Source organism: Pseudacidovorax sp. (assembly GCF_017991995.1).
Taxonomy (GTDB): domain Bacteria; phylum Pseudomonadota; class Gammaproteobacteria; order Burkholderiales; family Burkholderiaceae_C; genus Xenophilus.
This window is the reverse complement of sequence record NZ_JAGOPN010000020.1, coordinates 41,083-58,877: the sequence shown is the minus strand read 5'-3', so window position 1 is coordinate 58,877 and position 17,795 is coordinate 41,083. Positions and strand designations below refer to the sequence as shown.

At 71.0% G+C, this 17,795-nt stretch carries 14 protein-coding genes; 8 read left to right on the top strand and 6 right to left on the bottom strand.

Annotated features, from left to right (window positions below; translation table 11 throughout):
* Window positions 1-60 precede the first annotated feature (60 nt).
* Window positions 61-1,074, bottom strand: a complete 1,014-nt coding sequence (locus KBC94_RS23355; protein ID WP_294375940.1) for a sugar-binding transcriptional regulator — start codon at window positions 1,072-1,074, stop codon at window positions 61-63.
* A gap of 84 nt (window positions 1,075-1,158) precedes the next feature.
* Here KBC94_RS23355 and KBC94_RS23350 point away from each other — a divergent pair, with 84 nt between their 5' ends.
* The 4 genes from KBC94_RS23350 to priA all read left to right on the top strand — a co-directional run bounded on the left by KBC94_RS23350 (window position 1,159) and on the right by priA (window position 6,546).
* The gene (locus tag KBC94_RS23350; RefSeq protein ID WP_294375937.1) at window positions 1,159-1,965 is read left to right on the top strand and encodes a hypothetical protein; all 807 of its coding nucleotides are present in this window, start codon (window positions 1,159-1,161) and stop codon (window positions 1,963-1,965) included.
* A 201-nt stretch (window positions 1,966-2,166) separates the two neighbouring features.
* Window positions 2,167-2,877 carry a thioredoxin family protein gene (locus KBC94_RS23345; RefSeq protein WP_017758377.1) on the top strand — a complete coding sequence of 237 codons (711 nt, stop codon included), beginning with the start codon at window positions 2,167-2,169 and terminating at the stop codon, window positions 2,875-2,877.
* A gap of 79 nt (window positions 2,878-2,956) precedes the next feature.
* On the top strand, window positions 2,957-4,063 hold the full coding sequence (hemE, locus tag KBC94_RS23340) for a uroporphyrinogen decarboxylase (protein ID WP_294375934.1): 1,107 nt from the start codon (window positions 2,957-2,959) through the stop codon (window positions 4,061-4,063).
* 359 nt (window positions 4,064-4,422) lie between these two features.
* Window positions 4,423-6,546 carry a primosomal protein N' gene (gene priA / locus KBC94_RS23335; protein WP_294375932.1) on the top strand — a complete coding sequence of 708 codons (2,124 nt, stop codon included), beginning with the start codon at window positions 4,423-4,425 and terminating at the stop codon, window positions 6,544-6,546.
* Between the two features lie 73 nt (window positions 6,547-6,619).
* Here priA and KBC94_RS23330 read toward each other — a convergent pair whose 3' ends face one another.
* Both KBC94_RS23330 and KBC94_RS23325 read right to left on the bottom strand, forming a co-directional pair.
* Complete coding sequence (locus tag KBC94_RS23330) at window positions 6,620-6,847, bottom strand: hypothetical protein (protein ID WP_294375931.1); 228 nt, start codon at window positions 6,845-6,847, stop codon at window positions 6,620-6,622.
* Between the two features lie 115 nt (window positions 6,848-6,962).
* Window positions 6,963-7,937 (bottom strand): AEC family transporter, encoded by a 975-nt coding sequence (locus tag KBC94_RS23325; protein WP_294375929.1) that lies wholly within the window; start codon window positions 7,935-7,937, stop codon window positions 6,963-6,965.
* A gap of 101 nt (window positions 7,938-8,038) precedes the next feature.
* On the opposite strand from KBC94_RS23325, the gene KBC94_RS23320 reads away from it, so the two are divergent.
* Genes KBC94_RS23320 through KBC94_RS23305 form a run of 4 tightly spaced genes read left to right on the top strand, consistent with a single transcriptional unit; the run spans window position 8,039 to window position 12,685 of the window.
* A complete protein-coding gene (locus tag KBC94_RS23320) occupies window positions 8,039-10,111 on the top strand; it encodes an ATP-dependent helicase (RefSeq protein ID WP_294375928.1) in 2,073 nt (690 codons plus the stop codon).
* Window positions 10,112-10,131: 20 nt separating this feature from the next.
* Entirely contained in the window at window positions 10,132-10,557 is a 426-nt protein-coding gene (locus KBC94_RS23315; protein WP_294375924.1) for a hypothetical protein, read from the top strand.
* Complete coding sequence (locus tag KBC94_RS23310; protein ID WP_294375920.1) at window positions 10,494-11,741, top strand: phospholipase A; 1,248 nt, start codon at window positions 10,494-10,496, stop codon at window positions 11,739-11,741. Before KBC94_RS23315 ends, KBC94_RS23310 begins: the two co-directional genes overlap by 64 nt.
* Window positions 11,741-12,685, top strand: coding sequence for a patatin-like phospholipase family protein (locus KBC94_RS23305; RefSeq protein ID WP_294375918.1), 945 nt, complete (start codon window positions 11,741-11,743; stop codon window positions 12,683-12,685). The genes KBC94_RS23310 and KBC94_RS23305 overlap by 1 nt, the downstream gene beginning before the upstream one ends.
* Before the next feature lie 94 nt (window positions 12,686-12,779).
* On the opposite strand, the gene KBC94_RS23300 is transcribed toward KBC94_RS23305, so the two are convergent.
* The 3 genes from KBC94_RS23300 to KBC94_RS23290 are packed head-to-tail and all read right to left on the bottom strand — an operon-like array spanning window position 12,780 to window position 17,497.
* A complete protein-coding gene (locus tag KBC94_RS23300) occupies window positions 12,780-14,807 on the bottom strand; it encodes a response regulator (RefSeq protein ID WP_294375915.1) in 2,028 nt (675 codons plus the stop codon).
* Window positions 14,800-15,258, bottom strand: a complete 459-nt coding sequence (locus KBC94_RS23295) for a response regulator (protein WP_017758603.1) — start codon at window positions 15,256-15,258, stop codon at window positions 14,800-14,802. The genes KBC94_RS23300 and KBC94_RS23295 overlap by 8 nt, the downstream gene beginning before the upstream one ends.
* Entirely contained in the window at window positions 15,251-17,497 is a 2,247-nt protein-coding gene (locus tag KBC94_RS23290; RefSeq protein ID WP_294375905.1) for an ATP-binding protein, read from the bottom strand. Before KBC94_RS23290 ends, KBC94_RS23295 begins: the two co-directional genes overlap by 8 nt.
* Window positions 17,498-17,795: the final 298 nt, after the last annotated feature.

Here is a 17,795-nt window from a genome sequence, read left to right as displayed (position 1 = left end):
GCGGTGCGAGGCGGGGCCTGGGGGCGCGCCAGAAGGCACGCGGCATCGGCGTAGGGAGGGTCAGTCTTCCTGGTCGATCTCCAGCATGCGGGCGGCGGCATGCTCGTCGGTGATCAGCACCGTGGGCTTGAACAGGCGCATGGTGGCGTGCAGCGCCCGTGCCTTGCCGACACCGCCGGAGGCCACGATGCGCTGCGGCACCTGGCGGATGGTGTCGGGCGGGATGGCCATCACGCACTCGTGGATGGGGTGGTCGATCAGTTGGCCGCGCGCGTCGTAGAAGTGGAACAGCGACTCGCCCACCGCCCCCAGGCGCAGCATCGAGCGGCGCACCTCGTCCGACAGATAGCCATCGCGGAAGGCGGTGGCCGTCGGCGCCAGGTCGCCCACGCTCAGCAGCACGGCGTCGAGCTCCCTGGCCTTGTCGAAGACCTCGCCCAGGCCGCAGCCCTCGATCAGCATGCGGCGCGAGGCCGGGCTGTCCACCAGCGCCGGCGCATTCATCTGCAGGCATTCGGCCTGGAACAGGCTGGAGAAGCGCCAGGCGAATTCCGAGGGGTTGTAGCGCTTGATCTTGGTGATGCCGCCCAGCATGGAGACCACCGACAGGTCGGGCACCGGCGTCGTGCGGATGTAGCGCAGCGATTCGAGCAGCGTGCGGCCCCAGCCCAGGCCCAGCTTCATGCCCGGGCGCACCAGCTCCGACATGTACTGGCCGGTGGCCGCGCTCACGGCCAGGGCGGCGTCGGCCTCGGGGCTGGACAGCGGCGCCACCACCGCCTCGGCCAGGCCGAAGCGCCGCTCCAGCGCCCGCTCGAGGTTGACGCATTCGGGCACGCCGCTCTCGATGGTGAACTTGACCTCGTGCCGCTCCAGTGCGTCGTTGAGCAGGCGCACCACGGTCACCCGGCCCAGGCCCAGGCGCTGGGCGATGTCGTTCTGGGTCATGTCCTCGATGTAGTACATCCAGGCGGCGCGCAGGCGCATGCGCCGGTTGCGGGCATTGGCGGTGACCTTGTCGGCGCCACCGTCCTGCGCCGCCGCTTCGTCCGTCGACGTGGCTTTACGGTTCAATGGAGGGACCTCTTGCTTGGCGGACACCCCTTGCGTCCAGCCGGTATGCTACCCCCTGTACATAGTGCCTTGCCGGAGTCGCAAATGTCTCGCAAACCCCAGGATGCCGCTGCCGCCAGTCCGGACAAGGCGCTGGCGCTCAAGGACGGCCTGCGCGAAGTGCGCTTCAACGTGAAGCAGGGCGTGCGCAAGCTGACCGAGGCGGTGGACGCCATGGCCTCGGCACGCGACCTGCCGGCGCCCGGTCCGCTGGCCATGCTGGGCGAGCCGCTGGGCCTGGCCCTGCGCACCACCGCCTCGCTGCTGAGCAACGTGGACCACGCGGCCGTCAGCCTGCTGGCCGACGATGCGCCGCTGCGCGCCATGCAGGCGCCGCCCCTGCCCACGGCCCGCTATTTCGGCGGCAGCGCCGACCCTGCGCTGTCGCTGCATGCCTTCACGGTCGACCACGGCTGGCGGCAGCGCCACTGGCTGAAGCGGGCGGGCCACGACCGCGTGTTCGTGCACGAGGCGGCGATCGAAGCCGCCGGCCTGCAGGCGCGGGACGACCTGGCCGCCGGCGGCGACGGCGCCACGGCCCCGCAGGTGCTGGCCACGGTAGCGGCCGCCATGGTGGCGCACGGCGCGCTGAGCGGGCCGATCATTCCCGCAGGCGAATGCGGCGACGACCTGCAGCGCCTGACGGCGCGCGGCGCCATCGTCGCCATGCTCGTCGGGGAAACCTACCCGCTGACCCCGGCGCAGGACCCGGCCCGGCGCTACCGTGACGCGCTGGACATGGCCGACGACATCATGCGGGCCCAGGAGGAGGCATGGCTGCAGGCGCTCCAGTCCGACGATGCCGTCGGCGCACTCACCCGCTGGTTCGGCTTCGTGGCCCGGCACCTCTGACGCGGCGCCGGGCGCCCCGGCCCTGGACCGGTGCCACCGCGCCTGCACGCGCGATCCCGATTTCCCCCGATCCGTACAGGTTGTCGCGCCGGCTTCAAGAAAGCGGTCTAAGCTCCCGCTGCGCTTCAGCATTCAACCCGGCCGACACGGCGCCCGCCGCCCGTGCAAAGGCCCCTTCCGTCATGAGGAGCTGATCCATCCATGTCGACCTCGCCGTCGCCATCCAAACTTTCGCGCACCGAGCGCGCCGCGCGCAATGTCCGCGCGGCCCGTGCCGCCCTCTCCCGTGCCTCGCGCCGCGCCGTGATGACGGCCGCCATGGCCCTGGGCGCCAGCCTGCTGATCAATGCCCAGGCGCATGCCGCCCCGACCGTGGGCCAGAAGGCGCCCGACTTTGTCGCCGTGGACACGAGCGGCCAGCGCCACCAGCTGTCCGACTTTGCCGGCAGGTACGTGGTGCTCGAATGGACCAACCCCGGCTGCCCTTTCGTGCGCAAGCACTACGGCAGCGGCAACATGCCGGCCACCCAGAAGGCCGCCACCGCGCGGGGCGCGGTCTGGCTGGCCATCAACTCCACCGAGCGCGCCGCCAGCGACTACCTGCCGCCGGCCGAGCTGGCCGCCTGGATGAAGGCCCAGTCGGGCGCCCCCACCGCCGTGCTCATGGACGAGGACGGCATCGTGGGCCAGGCCTACGGCGCGCGCACCACGCCGCACATCTTCATCATCGATCCCCAGGGCGTGCTGGTGTACGCCGGCGGCATCGACAGCATCGCCTCGGCGCGGCCCGACGACATCAGGACCGCGACCAACTACGTGAACCAGGCATTGGCCGATGCCTTCGGCGGCCGCCCGATCTCGGTGGCGAGCACCAAGCCCTACGGCTGCTCGATCAAGTACCGCACGGGTTGACCGAGGCCGGCGGCGGGGCGCCAGCCACCGCCGCCGCCAAGTCCGTCACGCTCTGGGGCACCGCTGCGACAATCCCGCGATGCCCTTCGCCCCCCTCCAGAACGACAGCTTCCTGCGCGCCTGCTGGCGTCAGGCCACCGACCACACGCCCATCTGGCTGATGCGCCAAGCCGGCCGCTACCTGCCGGAGTACGTCGCCACCCGCGCCCGGGCCGGCAGCTTCATGGGCCTGGCCACCAACGTCGACTACGCGACCGAGGTCACGCTGCAACCACTGGACCGCTTTCCGCTGGACGCGGCGATCCTGTTCTCCGACATCCTGACCGTGCCCGACGCCATGGGGCTGGGGCTGTCCTTCGAGGCTGGCGAAGGCCCGCGCTTCGCGCGCACCGTGCGCGACGAGGCGGCGGTCGACGCGCTGCAAGTGCCCGACCTGGAGCGCCTGCGCTATGTGTTCGACGCCGTGGCCTCCATCCGCCGCGCGCTGGCCGGCCGCGTGCCGCTGATCGGCTTCTCGGGCAGCCCGTGGACGCTGGCCTGCTACATGGTCGAAGGCAGCGGCTCCAGCGACTGGCGGCATGCCAAGGCGCTGATGTACGGCCGCCCGGACCTGATGCACCGCATGCTGGCCATCAATGCCGACGCCGTGGCCGCCTACCTCAACGCCCAGATCGACGCCGGCGCGCAGGCGGTGATGGTGTTCGACAGCTGGGGCGGGGCGCTGGCCGACGGGGCCTTCCACGAATTCAGCATGGCCTACACCGCGCGCGTGCTGTCGCAGCTCAAGCGCGAGGGCGCGGACGGCCAGCGCGTGCCGCGCATCGTGTTCACCAAGGGCGGCGGCCTGTGGCTGGAGGCCATGGCCACGCTCGACTGCGAGGTGCTCGGCCTGGACTGGACGGTGGACCTGGCCGTGGCCCGCGCCCGCGTGGGCGAAGGCCCGAAGGGCAAGGCGCTGCAGGGCAACCTCGACCCCAATGTGCTGTTCGCGCCGCCCGGCCGGGTGGCGGCCGAGGCCGTGCGCCTGCTCGACCGTTTCGGCGTGCCGCACCGCGATCCGGCCACCACCGGCCCGACCCACATCTTCAACCTGGGCCACGGCATCAGCCAGTTCACGCCGCCCGAGCATGTCGCCGCGCTGGTGGAGGCCGTCCACCGGCATTCGCGCGCCCAGCGGACTGCATGACGGCCGGCCGCCGCTGCACGCATTGAGGGAGCATCCAGCCCGCATGGAACGGGCGCCGGCAGGGCTTTGGCGCTTTGTCAAGCCCCCGCGCCCCTACTTATGCACAAAGTTCGTGCTGCGGTGCGCCATAACACCGGGTGCCTGCCACGGCGGAGCCCCTGCCGTCGAGCACTGCTAAGTGATTGATTCCTATGGATTCGTCACCCTGCCCTTTTTACGGGCAATCTGGCCAAGGCCTTGATTTGACGGGCTTTGGCGGCCTTCACAGCCGCCTATCAACAAAGTTATCCACAGGAACTCTGGATGACTGCCAAACTCCCGAGAAATCAAACACTTAGATGTTGCTTGTCGAAACAAGCATGAATGAAGCGTCCCAAACCGGGGTTCGCGTGCGGGTGGCGGTGCAGACGCCGGCCCACAGCGGCATCTCCGAACCTTTGACCTACATCACGCCCAGCCCGGTGCCGGCGGGAGCGCTGGTGCGGGTGCCGCTGGGCCAGCGCGAGGTGTTGGGCGTGGTGTGGGGGGAGGCCGGGGGGGAGCCCGCAGGCACCACCCTGCGCGCCGTGGCCGCCGTGCTGGAGGGCCTGCCGCCCCTCTCGGCCGGCTGGCGCGATCTGGTGGAATTCGCGGCCCGCTATTACCAGCGCGCCATCGGCGAAGTGGCGCTGGCCGGCCTGCCGCCCCAGTTGCGGGAACTGGGCGCCGACCAGCTCGCGCGTCGGCTCGCCCGCCAGCCCAAGGCGGCGGCGCCGGTGGAGGGCGACGCGCCCCGCCCGCCCACCGCCGAGCAGGCGGCCGTGCTGGCCGAACTGCGCGCAGGCGATGCGGGCGTCTTCCTGCTGCACGGCAGCACCGGCAGCGGCAAGACCGAGGTCTACCTGCAGGCCGTGGCCGAGCTGCTGGAGGCCGACCCCGAGGCGCAGGCCCTGGTGATGGTGCCGGAGATCAACCTCACGCCCCAGCTGGAGGCGCGCTTCGTCGCCCGCTTCGCGCCGATCTACGGGCCGGGCGCGGTGGTGTCGATGCACAGCGGCATGACGAATCCCCAGCGCCTGGCCAGCTGGCTGGCGGCACACCTGGGCCGCGCCCGCATCGTGCTGGGCACGCGCATGGCCATCTTCGCCAGCCTGCCCCGGCTGGCGCTGCTCGTGGTCGACGAGGAACACGACCCCAGCTACAAGCAGCAGGAAGGCGCCCGCTATTCCGCGCGCGACCTCGCCGTGTGGCGGGGCCGGCGCGAAGGCGCCCGGGTGCTGCTGGGCTCGGCCACGCCGTCGCTGGAAAGCTGGTGGGGCAGCCGCCCGCCGTCGGACGGCGATGCCGGCGGCCGCTACCGGCGCCTGTCCATGCCCAGCCGCGTCGGGGCCGGCGACCTGCCCACCGTCCGGCTGGTGGACATGACCCTGCAGCCGCCGCGCACCCGCCTGTCGGCCGCGCTGGTGGACGCCATCGCCCAGCGCGTGGCCCGCGGCGAGCAGAGCATGCTCCTGCTCAACCGCCGCGGTTATGCCCCGGTGCTGGCCTGCGGCGACTGCGGCTGGAAGAGCGAATGCCCGCACTGCAGCGCCTACCGCGTCTTCCACAAGATCGACCGCAGCCTGCGCTGCCACCACTGCGGCTTTGCCGAACGCGTGCCGCGCGCCTGCCCGGCCTGCGGCAACCTGGACATCGCCCCCGTGGGCCGCGGCACCGAACGGCTGGAGGAGGAACTGGCCGAATTGCTGGCGGGCGTGCAGCGGCCCGAGGGCGACGGCGGCGGCCCGGTTCGCATCGCCCGCATCGACGCCGACAGCACCCGGCACGAGGGCGCCCTTGCCCAGCAGCTGGCGCAGGTGCACGACGGCGCCGTGGACGTGCTGGTGGGCACGCAGATGATCGCCAAGGGCCACGACTTCCGGCGCATCACGCTGGTGGCGGCCATCAACCCCGACGGCGCGCTGTTCTCCAGCGACTTCCGCGCGCCGGAGCGGCTGTTCTCGCTGCTGATGCAGTCGGGCGGGCGGGCAGGCCGCGACAGCGCCTGGCTGGCGGCACAGGGCAGCCGGGCGGAGATGTGGATCCAGAGCTTCCATCCGCAGCATCCGCTGTTCGCGGCGCTGCGGCGGCACGACTACGCGGCCTTTGCCGAACAGCAGCTGGAAGAGCGGCGCGCCGCCAGCCTGCCACCCTTCGCCTACCAGGCGCTGCTGCGCGCCGACGCCCGTACGCAGGAAGCGGCCCAGGCATTTCTGACGGCCGCCAGCTCGGCGGTGGACGATCTGCCCGAGGCAACCGCCGTGCAACGCTATCCGGCGGTGCCGCTGGCGATCCAGCGCGTGGCCAATGTGGAACGGGCGCAGATGCTGGTCGAAAGCGAATCGCGGGTGGCGCTGCAGCGCCTGCTGGCGCAGTGGCATCCGCGGCTGCATGCGCTGCGGCGCGGTCCGGAGGGGCAGGGGATCATCCGGTGGCTGATCGACGTGGATCCCCAGGCGATCTGAGGCACGCTCCCGCGGCATCGCGGCCTTTCACCGCGGGGCGGTCACCCCGGCCCGTGGAATATGCCGGCATCCCTCAGGCCTGACGGTGCTCGATGTGCCCGAGCGGGGGCTTGATGACCTGCACGTAGGAGAGCACCCGCCGGCGCGTCGAGCGCAGGCGGACGGCCCACAGACCGATCGCGAGCAGGACGGCGCCAGCCGCCAGAAGGGCGGCGGCCCATCGCACCTGGCCGTGCGCGGCCATTGCACCCACCGCGGCCAGTGCCGCCACGGCGACCATCACGCGAACCCATGTCTGCATGATCAGAACCTCTGAAACATGCGCTCACATTAGGCCCAGCCGCGTCCGCGCGGCGTAGGAATACCTCGCATGCCAGGGGGAACGAAGGGCCTATGGCGTCCGTCTCGGCAGCGGCTCAGCGCGTGAGCGACACCGCCAGCGGAAAGCTCAGGGAGGCGCCGACGGTCGTCCACAGGATGATCCGCGCCACCCGGCCGGTGTCCGCGCCGTAGCGCTCGGCCAGCATCGAGACGTTGCTGGCACTGGGCAGCGCCGCCGTGAGCACCAGCGCCACGCCGGCCAGCGGCGACAGCCCGGTGCCTGCTGCTGCCAGCGCCGTCACCAGCCCGAGCACCAGCAGCGGATGCACCAGCAGCTTGAAGCCCACCACCGGCAACAGGTCGCGCAGCGCGGCGCGCCACGGCAGTTGCGCGCCGCCCTCGCGCGCCCGCAGGGCCGAGCGCGCCAGCACCGCGCCGATGGTGAACAGCGCCGCTGGCGACGCCGCGTCCGCCAGCATGCCCACCGTGCGGTCGACCGGTGCCGGCAGCCGCCACTGCAGCGCGGAGCCCAGCGCGCCCAGCACCATCGACCAGGGCATCGGGTTGCGCACGATGCCGCCCAGCGCGCGCCGCACGGCTTGGGCCGCGGCGCCGCCCTCGTGCGTGTCCAGCCGCGACAGGGCGATGCACAGCGAGGAGGTCAGCACCATGTCGAAGGCGATGGTGACGATCACCGGCCCCGCGACTGCCGGCCCCAGCAGCGCGGCCAAAAGCGGCACGCCCATGAAGCCGGTGTTGGGAAAGGCGGCCACCAGCGCGCCGAAGGCGGCGTCGTTCCAGTGGTGTCCGGCGCGCCGCGCGGCGGCAGTGGCCAGCGCCACCATCGCCAGCGCGGCCACGCCCCACACCAGCGCCACCCGTGCATCGAGCAGTTGCGCCAGCGGCGTGCCGGCCGCAAAGCGGAACAGCATGCAGGGCAGTGCGAAGTACAGGACGAAGACGTTCAGGCCCGGAATCGCCTCCAGCGGCATCAGCCCGCGCCGAGCGGCCAGGTAGCCCAGGGCAATCAGCGCGAAGAAGGGGAAGGTGGCGGCAAAGACGGCAAGCACGGCGGCGCATTCTCGTCGCCAGCCCCCCGCCAGTATCATTGCGCGCTTTTGCGTCCGGCCGATCCAGCGCCGCGGCGCCTGCAGCCCTCCCCCCTCTCGCCATGTCCTCCGGCCTCAATCTCGCCCAGCAGGAAGCGGTCAACTACCTCCACGGGCCCTGCCTGGTGCTCGCCGGCGCGGGTTCGGGCAAGACGCGGGTGATCACCCACAAGATCGCGCGGCTGATCCAGGCCGGGCTGGAGCCCAAGCGCATCGCGGCCATCACCTTCACCAACAAGGCGGCGGCCGAGATGCGCGAGCGGGCCAAGGGCCTGATCGGCCGCGACGCCAAGCAGGTGGTGGTGTGCACCTTCCACGCCCTGGGCGTGCGCATGATGCGCGAGGACGGCGGCGTGCTGGGCCTCAAGCCGCAGTTCAGCATCCTGGACGCGGACGACGTCACCAAGATCCTCAAGGACGCCGGCGGCACCACCGACACGGCCACCGCCCGCACCTGGCAGTGGACGATCAGCAAGTGGAAGAACATGGGCCTCAATTCGGCCGAGGCCGAGGCCCAGGCACTGGACGACAACGAGCGCATCACCGCCAAGATCATGGCCCGCTACGAGGAGCGCCTGACGGCCTACCAGAGCGTGGACTTCGACGACCTCATCGGCATGCCGCTGCAGCTTCTGCACAAGCACGAGGCCGTGCGCGAGAAGTGGCAGAAGCTGCTGGGCCACATCCTGGTCGATGAGTACCAGGACACCAACGCCACCCAGTACGAGGTGCTCAAGCTGCTCGCCGGCGAGCGCGGCCGCTTCACCGCCGTGGGCGACGACGACCAGTCCATCTACGGCTGGCGCGGCGCCACGCTGGACAACCTCAAGAAGCTGCCGATCGACTATCCGCAGCTCAAGGTCATCAAGCTGGAGCAGAACTACCGCTCCACCAGCGCCATCCTGCGCGCGGCCAACAACGTGATCGGGCCCAATCCCAAGCTCTTTCCCAAGACGCTGTTCAGCGAGCTGGGCGAGGGCGAGCCGGTGCGCGTGGTGGACTGCGACAACGAGCAGCACGAAGCCGAGCGCACGGTGGCCCGCATCCAGGGCCTGCGCGAAAGCTCCACGCAGAAGGAATGGCGCGACTTCGCCATCCTCTACCGCGCCAACCACCAGGCGCGCATCTTCGAGCAGGCGCTGCGCCGCGCCAACATCCCGTACAAGGTGTCGGGCGGCCAGAGCTTCTTCGACCGCGCCGAGATCAAGGACCTGTGCGGCTGGTTCCGCCTGTGGGTCAACAACGACGACGACCCGGCCTTCCTGCGCGCCGTGACCACGCCCAAACGCGGCATCGGGCACACCACGCTGCAGCAGCTGGGCGTGTTCGCCAGCCAGTACAAGATCAGCCTGTTCGAGGCGCTGTTCTCGCCCTCGCTGCCCAGCGCCGTGCCCAAGCGCGGCATCGAGGGACTGCACGAGTTCGGCCGCTACATCAACGACCTCGAATACCGCGCCCGCCACACCGTCGGCGCCGAGGGCGCGCGGGCCTTCCTGATGGACTGGCTCAAGGACATCGAGTACGAGAAGCACCTCTACGACGGCGAGGACAGCGAGCAGGCCGCGGCCAGCCGCTGGACCAACGTGCTGGAGTTCTGCGACTGGATGTCGCAGCGCTGCGGCGGCCAGGTGGAGGACGCCTCCGGCGCCACCAGCGGCCCCGAGGCCAAGAGCCTGCTGGAGGTGGCGCAGACCATCTCGCTGCTGTCCACCATCAGCGAGCGCGAGCAGGACCAGAACGTGCTCACCCTCTCCACGCTGCATGCCTCCAAAGGCCTGGAGTGGCCGCACGTGATGCTGGTCGGCGTGAACGAGGGCCTGCTGCCCTTCAAGCTGGACGACGACGAAGGCCGGCAGGAGAAGGTCACGGAAAGCATCGCCGAGCGCCTGCAGGAAGAGCGCCGCCTGATGTACGTGGGCATCACCCGCGCCCAGCGCACGCTGGCCGTGAGCTGGATGAAGCGCCGCAAGAAGGGCCGCGAGATGGTGCAGGCCGCGCCCAGCCGCTTCATCGCCGAGATGGCGCTGGACAAGACCACGGCCAAGGAAGACCCGCGCGAGAAGCTCAAGGCCCTGCGCGCCGAGTTCGCGCGCCGCGCCGCTGCGGCCGCCTCGGCCGCCGAGCCCTCGAACTGATACCGCCCCAAGGAGCCGCGATGCGCCTGCTGCCCTCTCTGCTGATCGCGCTGGCCGCCGCCGGCTGCGCGGGCACCCGCGTGCCGCCCGGCTGTCCGGCCACGGCCAGCGACATGAAGCCCTCGGACCTCTATGGCTGGTGGGATGCGCGCTTCCAGAACGACGCGGCGCCCGCTGACGTCGAATTGCGCCCGCATCCGGAATACGCGGGCAGCGTGCGTGGCACCATCGCCAGGGCCGGCTCCCCGCTGGCCCAGCTGGCCGGCGACATCAATGCCGACGGCCAGTTCAGCCTCGACGAATCCCGGGACGGCCGCACGATCAGCGCGGTCTGGACCACAGACCTGCAGCCCGCCTCGTGCGGCAAGGAGTTCACTGGAACATGGCGCAACACCGCCACCGAGCAGAGCGTGCCCGTCGTTCTGCGCAAACGCCCCTCACCCTGAGCTTCCTGACGCTGGCTGCCCTGGCCAGTCCGTTCGCAGTCCAGGCCCAGACACGCGCGCTGGCACAGGCCGCCCCCGCACCGGGCCTTCCGCCCAGCCCGCTGGCGGACGCCCAACTCACCTGGCAGCAGTGCGCGCGCCTTTCCGCCGACAACGCCGCCCGGCTGGCCTGCTTCGACCGCTGGGCCCTGCAGCAGCAGACACCTGCCGCCACGCTGCCACCGGCCCCGCCCGCGCTCGCCTCTGCGCAGCCGCCGGACGCACCGGCCGTGGACAAACCCGTGGACGTGGCCCAGCCCGCCACGCGCGTGATCGCCGTGGCCGACACCGAAGGCTGCCGCGACCGCCAGTACTCAGCGCTCTCGCGCTTTTGGGAGCTGGAGGAAGGCAGTAGCTGCGGCACCTTCACCTTCCGCGGCTACCGGCCGCTGAACGTGTCGATCTCCACCGCCGACGGCCGGCCGCAGACGCCCACCTCGCCCGCCGAGGGGCACACCGGCACGGCCATGGCCTACCAGCCCAGCGAGATGCGCATCGGACTTTCGGTGCGCACCAAGCTGGCCGAGGGCCTGCTCACGCGTGGCGACCCGCTGCGCCGCGATTCGCTGTGGTTCGGCTACACGCAGCAGTCGACCTGGCAGGTCTTCAACTCGGACCTGTCGCGACCCTTCCGCACCACGGACCATGAGCCCGAGCTCATGTACGCCTACCCGCTGGACCTGAGCCTGCCCGGCGGCTGGCGCTGGCGCTATGCGGGCCTGGGGCTGGTGCACCAGTCCAACGGTCAGAGCCTGCCGCTGTCGCGCAGCTGGAACCGCGTCTACCTGATGGGCGGCGTGGAGCTGGACAACCGATTCGCCATCACCGCCCGCGTGTGGCACCGCGTGCACGAAAGCGCGGCCGACGACGACAACCCCGACATCACCAGCTACCTGGGCCACAGCGAGATCATCGGCACCTGGAACGTGGACCCGGTCAACACGCTGCGCGGCACCGCACGCGGGCTCATCGGCGGCAGCGGCAAGGGCTCGGTGCGACTCGAATGGCTGCGCGCCATCGGCGATCCGGCCAAGAGCGACCTGCGCTTCCATGTGCAGCTGTTCCACGGCTACGGCGACACGCTGGTGGACTACAACCGCAAGCGCACCGTCCTGTCCGTCGGCCTGAGCCTCGTGGACTTCTGATGCCGCGGCGGCCCCGCATCGGCCTGGCACTGGGCAGCGGCTCGGCGCGAGGCTGGTCGCACATCGGGGTGATCCGCACGCTGGAAGAGGCCGGCTACGCGCCCGACGTGGTGTGCGGCACCTCCATCGGCGCACTGGTGGGTGCCATCTATGCGGCCGGCCGGCTCGACTGGCTCGAAGACTGGGTGCGCAAGCTCACGTGGTCGGGCACGGTGGCCATGCTGGACCTCAAGATGGGCGGCGGGCTGATCGAGGGCGGCAAGCTGCTGAAGTTCTTCCGCGAGCATTCGCAGGACCCCGACTTCGCCGACCTGCCCAAGGCCTTCGGCTGCGTGGCCACCGAGCTGGCGACCGGCCGCGAGGTGTGGCTGCGCGAAGGGCCGGTGATCGATGCGGTGCGTGCCTCGATGGCCCTGCCGGGTCTGTTCACGCCGACCCAGCAGGAGGACCGCCTGCTGGTGGACGGCGGGCTGGTCAACCCGATCCCGGTGTCGCTGTGCCGCGCCATGGGCGCCGACCTGGTGATCGCCGTGGACCTCAACTGGGACCTGATCGGCCGGCGCAACCGCACCGCCTCCACCGATGGGATGGCCGTGGCCGAGCTGCCCAAGGCCGGTGTGCTGGCCACGGTACTCGGCAAACTGCGGCCGGCGCCGCGTGCGCCCGCAGGCGGCGGCACAGAGATGCCCTCGCTGCTGGACGTGCTGGGCACCAGTCTCAACATCATGCAGGTGCGCATCACCCAGAGCCGCATGGCCGGCGAGCCGGCGGACGTGATGGTGCGTCCGCGTCTGTCGGACATTGCGGCGATGGACTTCCACCGCGCCGCCGCCGCCATTGCAGAGGGCGAGCGCGCCGCCCGGCAGGTGCTGCCGCTGCTCGCCGACCTGGCGGTGCCGCTCAAGGATGGCGGCAGCCTGCCGCCGGTGACCGTCCAGGGCTGACGAACACTGAAGGACGACGGAGGCTGGCGGCCGGCCGGCCCGCACGTCGCGCGGCGCCGCTGGCCCATCCAGGCCTGGCGCGGCCCAGCGTCGCTCAGGCCGCGCTGCGCAACGCGGCCTGCAGTGTCTCGTGCACCGCCTCCGGGTCCGCCGGCTTGATCAGGTGTGCGGCAAAGCCGGCGGCCTGCGTGCGCTGGCGGTCGATGGGACTGCCGTAGCCGCTCAGCGCCACCACGGGCAGCCGGGCACCGAGGGCGCGGCCGATCTCCACGCCGCTGCCATCGGGCAGGCCCAGGTCGGTCAGCACGATGTCGAATTCCTTCTGCGCAGCGCAGGCCAGGCCTTCGGCCACCGAGGCGGCGTGGGTGATGGCATAGCCGTAGTCCTGCAGGAAGAGCATCAGCAACTCGGCCGCCTGGACGTTGTCCTCCACCATGAGCACCCGGGCGCCCTGGGCAGCGGCCGGGGCCGGCGGCAGAGTGGGCGCGGCACGCAGGGGCTGGGTCTCCTCGCGATCGGCCAGCGGCAGGCGCATCTCGAAGGTGGCCCCCTGGCCGGGCCCGGCGCTGGTGGCGGTGAGCATGCCCCCGTGCTCGATGACCAGGTGCCGCGCAATGGCCAGGCCCAGGCCCAGCCCGCCGAACTGGCGTGCGACCTCGCGGTCGGCCTGCTCGAAGGCCTTGAAGATGCGCTCCAGCGCGTCGGGCGCGATTCCGATGCCGTGGTCGACCACGCGCACGACGAAATGCCCGTCATGCACCTCGGACTCCAGCCGGATGGTGGCGCCGGCCGGACTGAACTTGATGGCGTTGCGCAGCAGGTTGGCGATCACCTGCTTGATGCGCGCCGCATCGGCCCGCACCCAGGCCCCCTCGGCCACGCCCCGCACGCCGAGCTTGAGCTTCTTGTCGGCCAGTGCGCCGCGCATCATCTCGCCCACCTCGGCGGGAAGCGATGCCGCGTCCAGCCGGTCGGCGCGCAGGCTCAGCTTGCCGCTGGTGATGGTGGAGACGTCCAGCAGGTCGTCGATGAGGCGGGCCTCCAGCTCGACGTTGCGGCGGATGCCGGGGATCAGGTCCTTGTGGCGCTCAGGCACGGTGGCCAGTCGCTGCAGCAGCTGGGCGGCGAAGGAGATGGCGGCCAGCGGATTGCGCAGCTCGTGCGAGACGATGGCCAGAAAGCGGTCCTTGGCCTCGTTGGCGCGGGCCATTTCTTCCTGCGCCGCCTCGGCCTGGGCGACGGCGGCGCGCAGGGCCTCGGCATTGCGATGCTCGGCGGTGCGGTCGCGGATGATCAGGCAGTAGCGCACGCGGCTGGTGGCCACGGGCGGCGGCGCGGCCGAGGCCTCGGCATCCAGGCAGGCGACGACCACATCGGCCCAGCAGGGCTCGCCGCGCAGGGGCTGCAGCCACAGCTGCGCGTTGAAGCTGCCGCCCGCGCAGCTGGCGTGCAGCCACTCCATGGGCTGCGGCCCTTCGCGACTCGTGAGAAATTCATGCAGACCGCGGCCCAGGGCCTCCGACTCGGCCGAGCCGAAGATCTGGCGCGCACCCAGGTTCCAGCGCAGCACGCGCGCCTGGGCATCCAGCAGCACCACCGCATAGTCCGCCAGCGAATCGACCAGGCGGCCGAAGAGCAGGTCGTTGTCCTGCAGGGCGCGCTCGGCGCGCACCCGCCCGTCGCGCACCGCCACCTCGCGCAGCGCGCGGTCCACCACCATCGGCAGGCGCGAGAGGCGGCCCTTGCTCACATAGTCGGTGGCGCCCTGGCGCAGCAGTTCGACCGCGTTGTCCTCGCCGATGACGCCCGAGACGAAGACGAAGGGCACCTGCGGCGTGAGGCTGCGCGCCAGCTCCAGCGCCTGCTGGCCGGAATAGCCGGGCAGCTCGAAGTCCGACAGGATGAGCTCGAAGCGCTCCTGCCGCAGCGCCTCGGCATAGCCGGATTCGTCACGCACCGTGGTGACCTTCGCATGCGGATACGCGCGCAGCAGTGCCTGCATCAGCAACTCGGTGTCGAAGACCGAGTCCTCCAGCATCAGCACACGAAGGCGTGCGGCTCCATTGCCGGCCGGCGTCGCCCGGGATGCCGAGTCCACGCCGGCGGCCGCCCGTTCACTCATAGCGGCGCGAGGTCTTGACCGAGCCGGGCGGCGGCTCGTTGAGCACCGCCCAGAACACGCCCAGGTCGGCGATGGCCGAGACGAACTGCTTGAAGTCCACCGGCTTGACCACGTAGGCATTGACGCCCAGCTCGTAGCTGCGCAGCACGTCGGACTCCTGCTGCGAGGAGGTGAGCATCACCACCGGCACGCTACGCAGGCTGGGATTGGCGCGCACCTGCTCCAGCACCTCCAGGCCGTCCACCTTGGGCAGCTTGAGGTCCAGCAGGATGACCGCCGGATTGCCCGTGCCGCGGTCGGCGAACTCGCCTTCCTGGTTGAGGTAGGCCAGCGCCTGGGCGCCGTCGCGCACGGTGATGACCTCGTTGGCCAGCTGGCTGCGTTCGAGCGCCATGAGGGTGAGTTCGAGGTCCCGCTTGTCGTCCTCGACCAGCAAGATGGGCTTAAGCATGCAGTTCTCCGAGCGCGTCCTGTGCGAGACCGGGGTGATGGGGGGGGAGCACGAAGCCGAAGCGGGCGCCGCGTCCGGGCTCGCCCTGCGCCCAGACCCGGCCGCCATGACGTTCGACGATGCGCTTGACGTTGGCCAGGCCGATGCCGGTGCCCTCGAATTCTTCCGCGGAATGCAAGCGCTGGAACACGCCGAAGAGCTTGCCCACGTACTTCATTTCGAAGCCGACGCCATTGTCCTCGACCTCGATGCCGCTGCCGTCCGCCTCGCGGATGGCACGCACCTGGATCACCGCCGGGCTGGCACCGCGGGTGTACTTGAGCGCATTGGCCAGCAGGTTGCGGGTGGCCACCTGCAGCAGCAGCGGGTCGGCCTCCAGCACGGGCAAGGGGGCGTCCACCTTCCACTGCACGCCGCGGGCGGCATCGCCGCGCGAGAGCTCGTGGATCAGCCCCTCGATCAGGTCCGCCATCTTGACCGGCCGCAGCTTGAGCGCCGTGCGGCCCATGCGCGAGAAGTCGAGCAGCGCGTCGACCAGCTCGCCCGCGAAGGCCGCTGCGTCCTTGACGTTGGAGAGGTAGCGCAGCGCGCGCTCGGACAACTGCCGCCCTTCCATGTCGACCACCAGGTCCACGAAGCCCGCGATGTGGCGCATGGGCGCGCGCAGGTCGTGCGAGACGGTGTACGAGAAGGCCTCCAGCTCGCGGTTGACACGGCTGAGCTCCGTGGCCACCGCGGCCATCTCCTCGGCGCGCCGAAGCACGATGCCGATGAGCGCCTGGCGCAGTTCGTCGGCCGCGGCGCGCTCCTCCGCCGTCCAGGGCAGGCTGCGGCCGCGGATCTTCTGCGCCCAGCTGGAGAAGCTGCGCCGCGGATGGATGCGGCCGTCCTCCGGCCGCACTTCCTTGCGCGGATCGCCCGCCCAGGTGATGGTGCGCACATGCTCGGGCCGGAACCACAGCACCAGGTGGCGGTGCACCTGCGAGATCGACACCGCCAGGCAGCCGGCGACCTCCTGTCCCGCCGCCCAGGACGGCACCGTGTGCGGGCTCAGGGCATCGTTGGCATAGACCGGCTCTTCCAGGCCGGCGATCCAGCTGGCCAGGGCCAGGACCTCTGACTTGGGCGGCGTCTCGCCGGTGGTCCAGACCTCGTCGTCAAGCACCACGGCCGCACCGGCCGCGCGCGCCAGCCGCAGCAGCGGCGCCGGCTCGGCCAGCAGGCGCTGCAGGCTGGCATCGCTGTCGGACAGGTGGGAGACGATCTCCAGGATCAGCTTGCGCAGTTCCAGCCGCTGGGCCGCCGAGGCATTGCTTTCCTTGGCCTGGATCTGCAGCGACACCAGCCGTCCGAGGTGTTCGCAGGCCAGGCGCGTGGTGGGCGCCAGGTGGCGCGGCTGATGGTTGTGGCAGGAGATCAGGCCCCACAGGCGCCCCTGCACCACCAGCGACACCGACATCGACGCCAGCGTGCCCATGTTGCGCATGTACTCGAGGTGCACCGGCGAGACGCTGCGCAGGCCCGACTGCGACAGGTCCACCGGCCGCTCGTCGCCCGGCCCGATCAGCGGCACCGGCGTGTAGTTGGCGTCGGGGATGATGCGGAAGTGGTTGAGCGTGTACAGCTCGCGCGCCTGCGCCGGGATGTCGGAGGCCGGGAAATGGTGGCCCGTGTAGCGCTCGTAGCCGTCGTCGGCCACCTCGGCCAGCACGCGGCCGTCGTTGTTCTCGTCGAAGCGGTAGAGCAGGCAGCGGCCGAAGCCGCTGAGCTGCTTCATCTCGGCGACGGCCAGCACAGCCAGTTCCTCGATGTCGTCCACGGCCTGCAGCCGCGGCATGAAGGCGCGTGCCACCGTGTAGATGGAGGTGCTTCCGTGGGCGGGCTCTTCCTGCGGCGGCTCGAACTCCACGATGAGCCGGCCATCGCGGGCATGGGCCGAGGCGTGCATGTGGCCGCCCTCGCCCACCGCGAAGCTGCCCAGCGGCACGGGGAAGGCCTGCTCCGGGAGCGCCTGCAGCCCGCGGGCCAGCAGCTCGGCCACGGCCGCATGGCGCTCATGCTCCGGCCAATTGGCACTCCATGCGGACTGCCGGCCGGTGGCGATGTCGATCACCAGCAGCCGGCCATGCGGCTGGATGGCGCCGGGAATGCGGATCGGCTCGTCCTCGCAGCGCGCCAGGTCGGCGGACTCCGGACCCGGGTTTGGCGTGAGCGCGGGAGAGGCAGGGGGCGAAGTCATGCGGATGGATGGGCGCGCTCACAGCGAAGGTGGCAGACCGGGGAATCGGGGGCGGACAAAAGGTGGTGGAGCTTCTCAGCTTTTGCGGGGCGGCCTTGTAGGCATAGGCCGACACGCGACAGCGATTCCTGGAACACCACACCCGACGGACGATTCCAAGCGGGTCGAGCGCCCATCGATGACAGCCGCCGGAAGGCCAGCCATTCATCGCGCAGAGGCAGGGCGCGGGCAGCGGCCCGGGCAGCCCTTGGGGACAACAGCAGGCGCCGATGCGATACCGGAACAGCCCCAAAAAGGC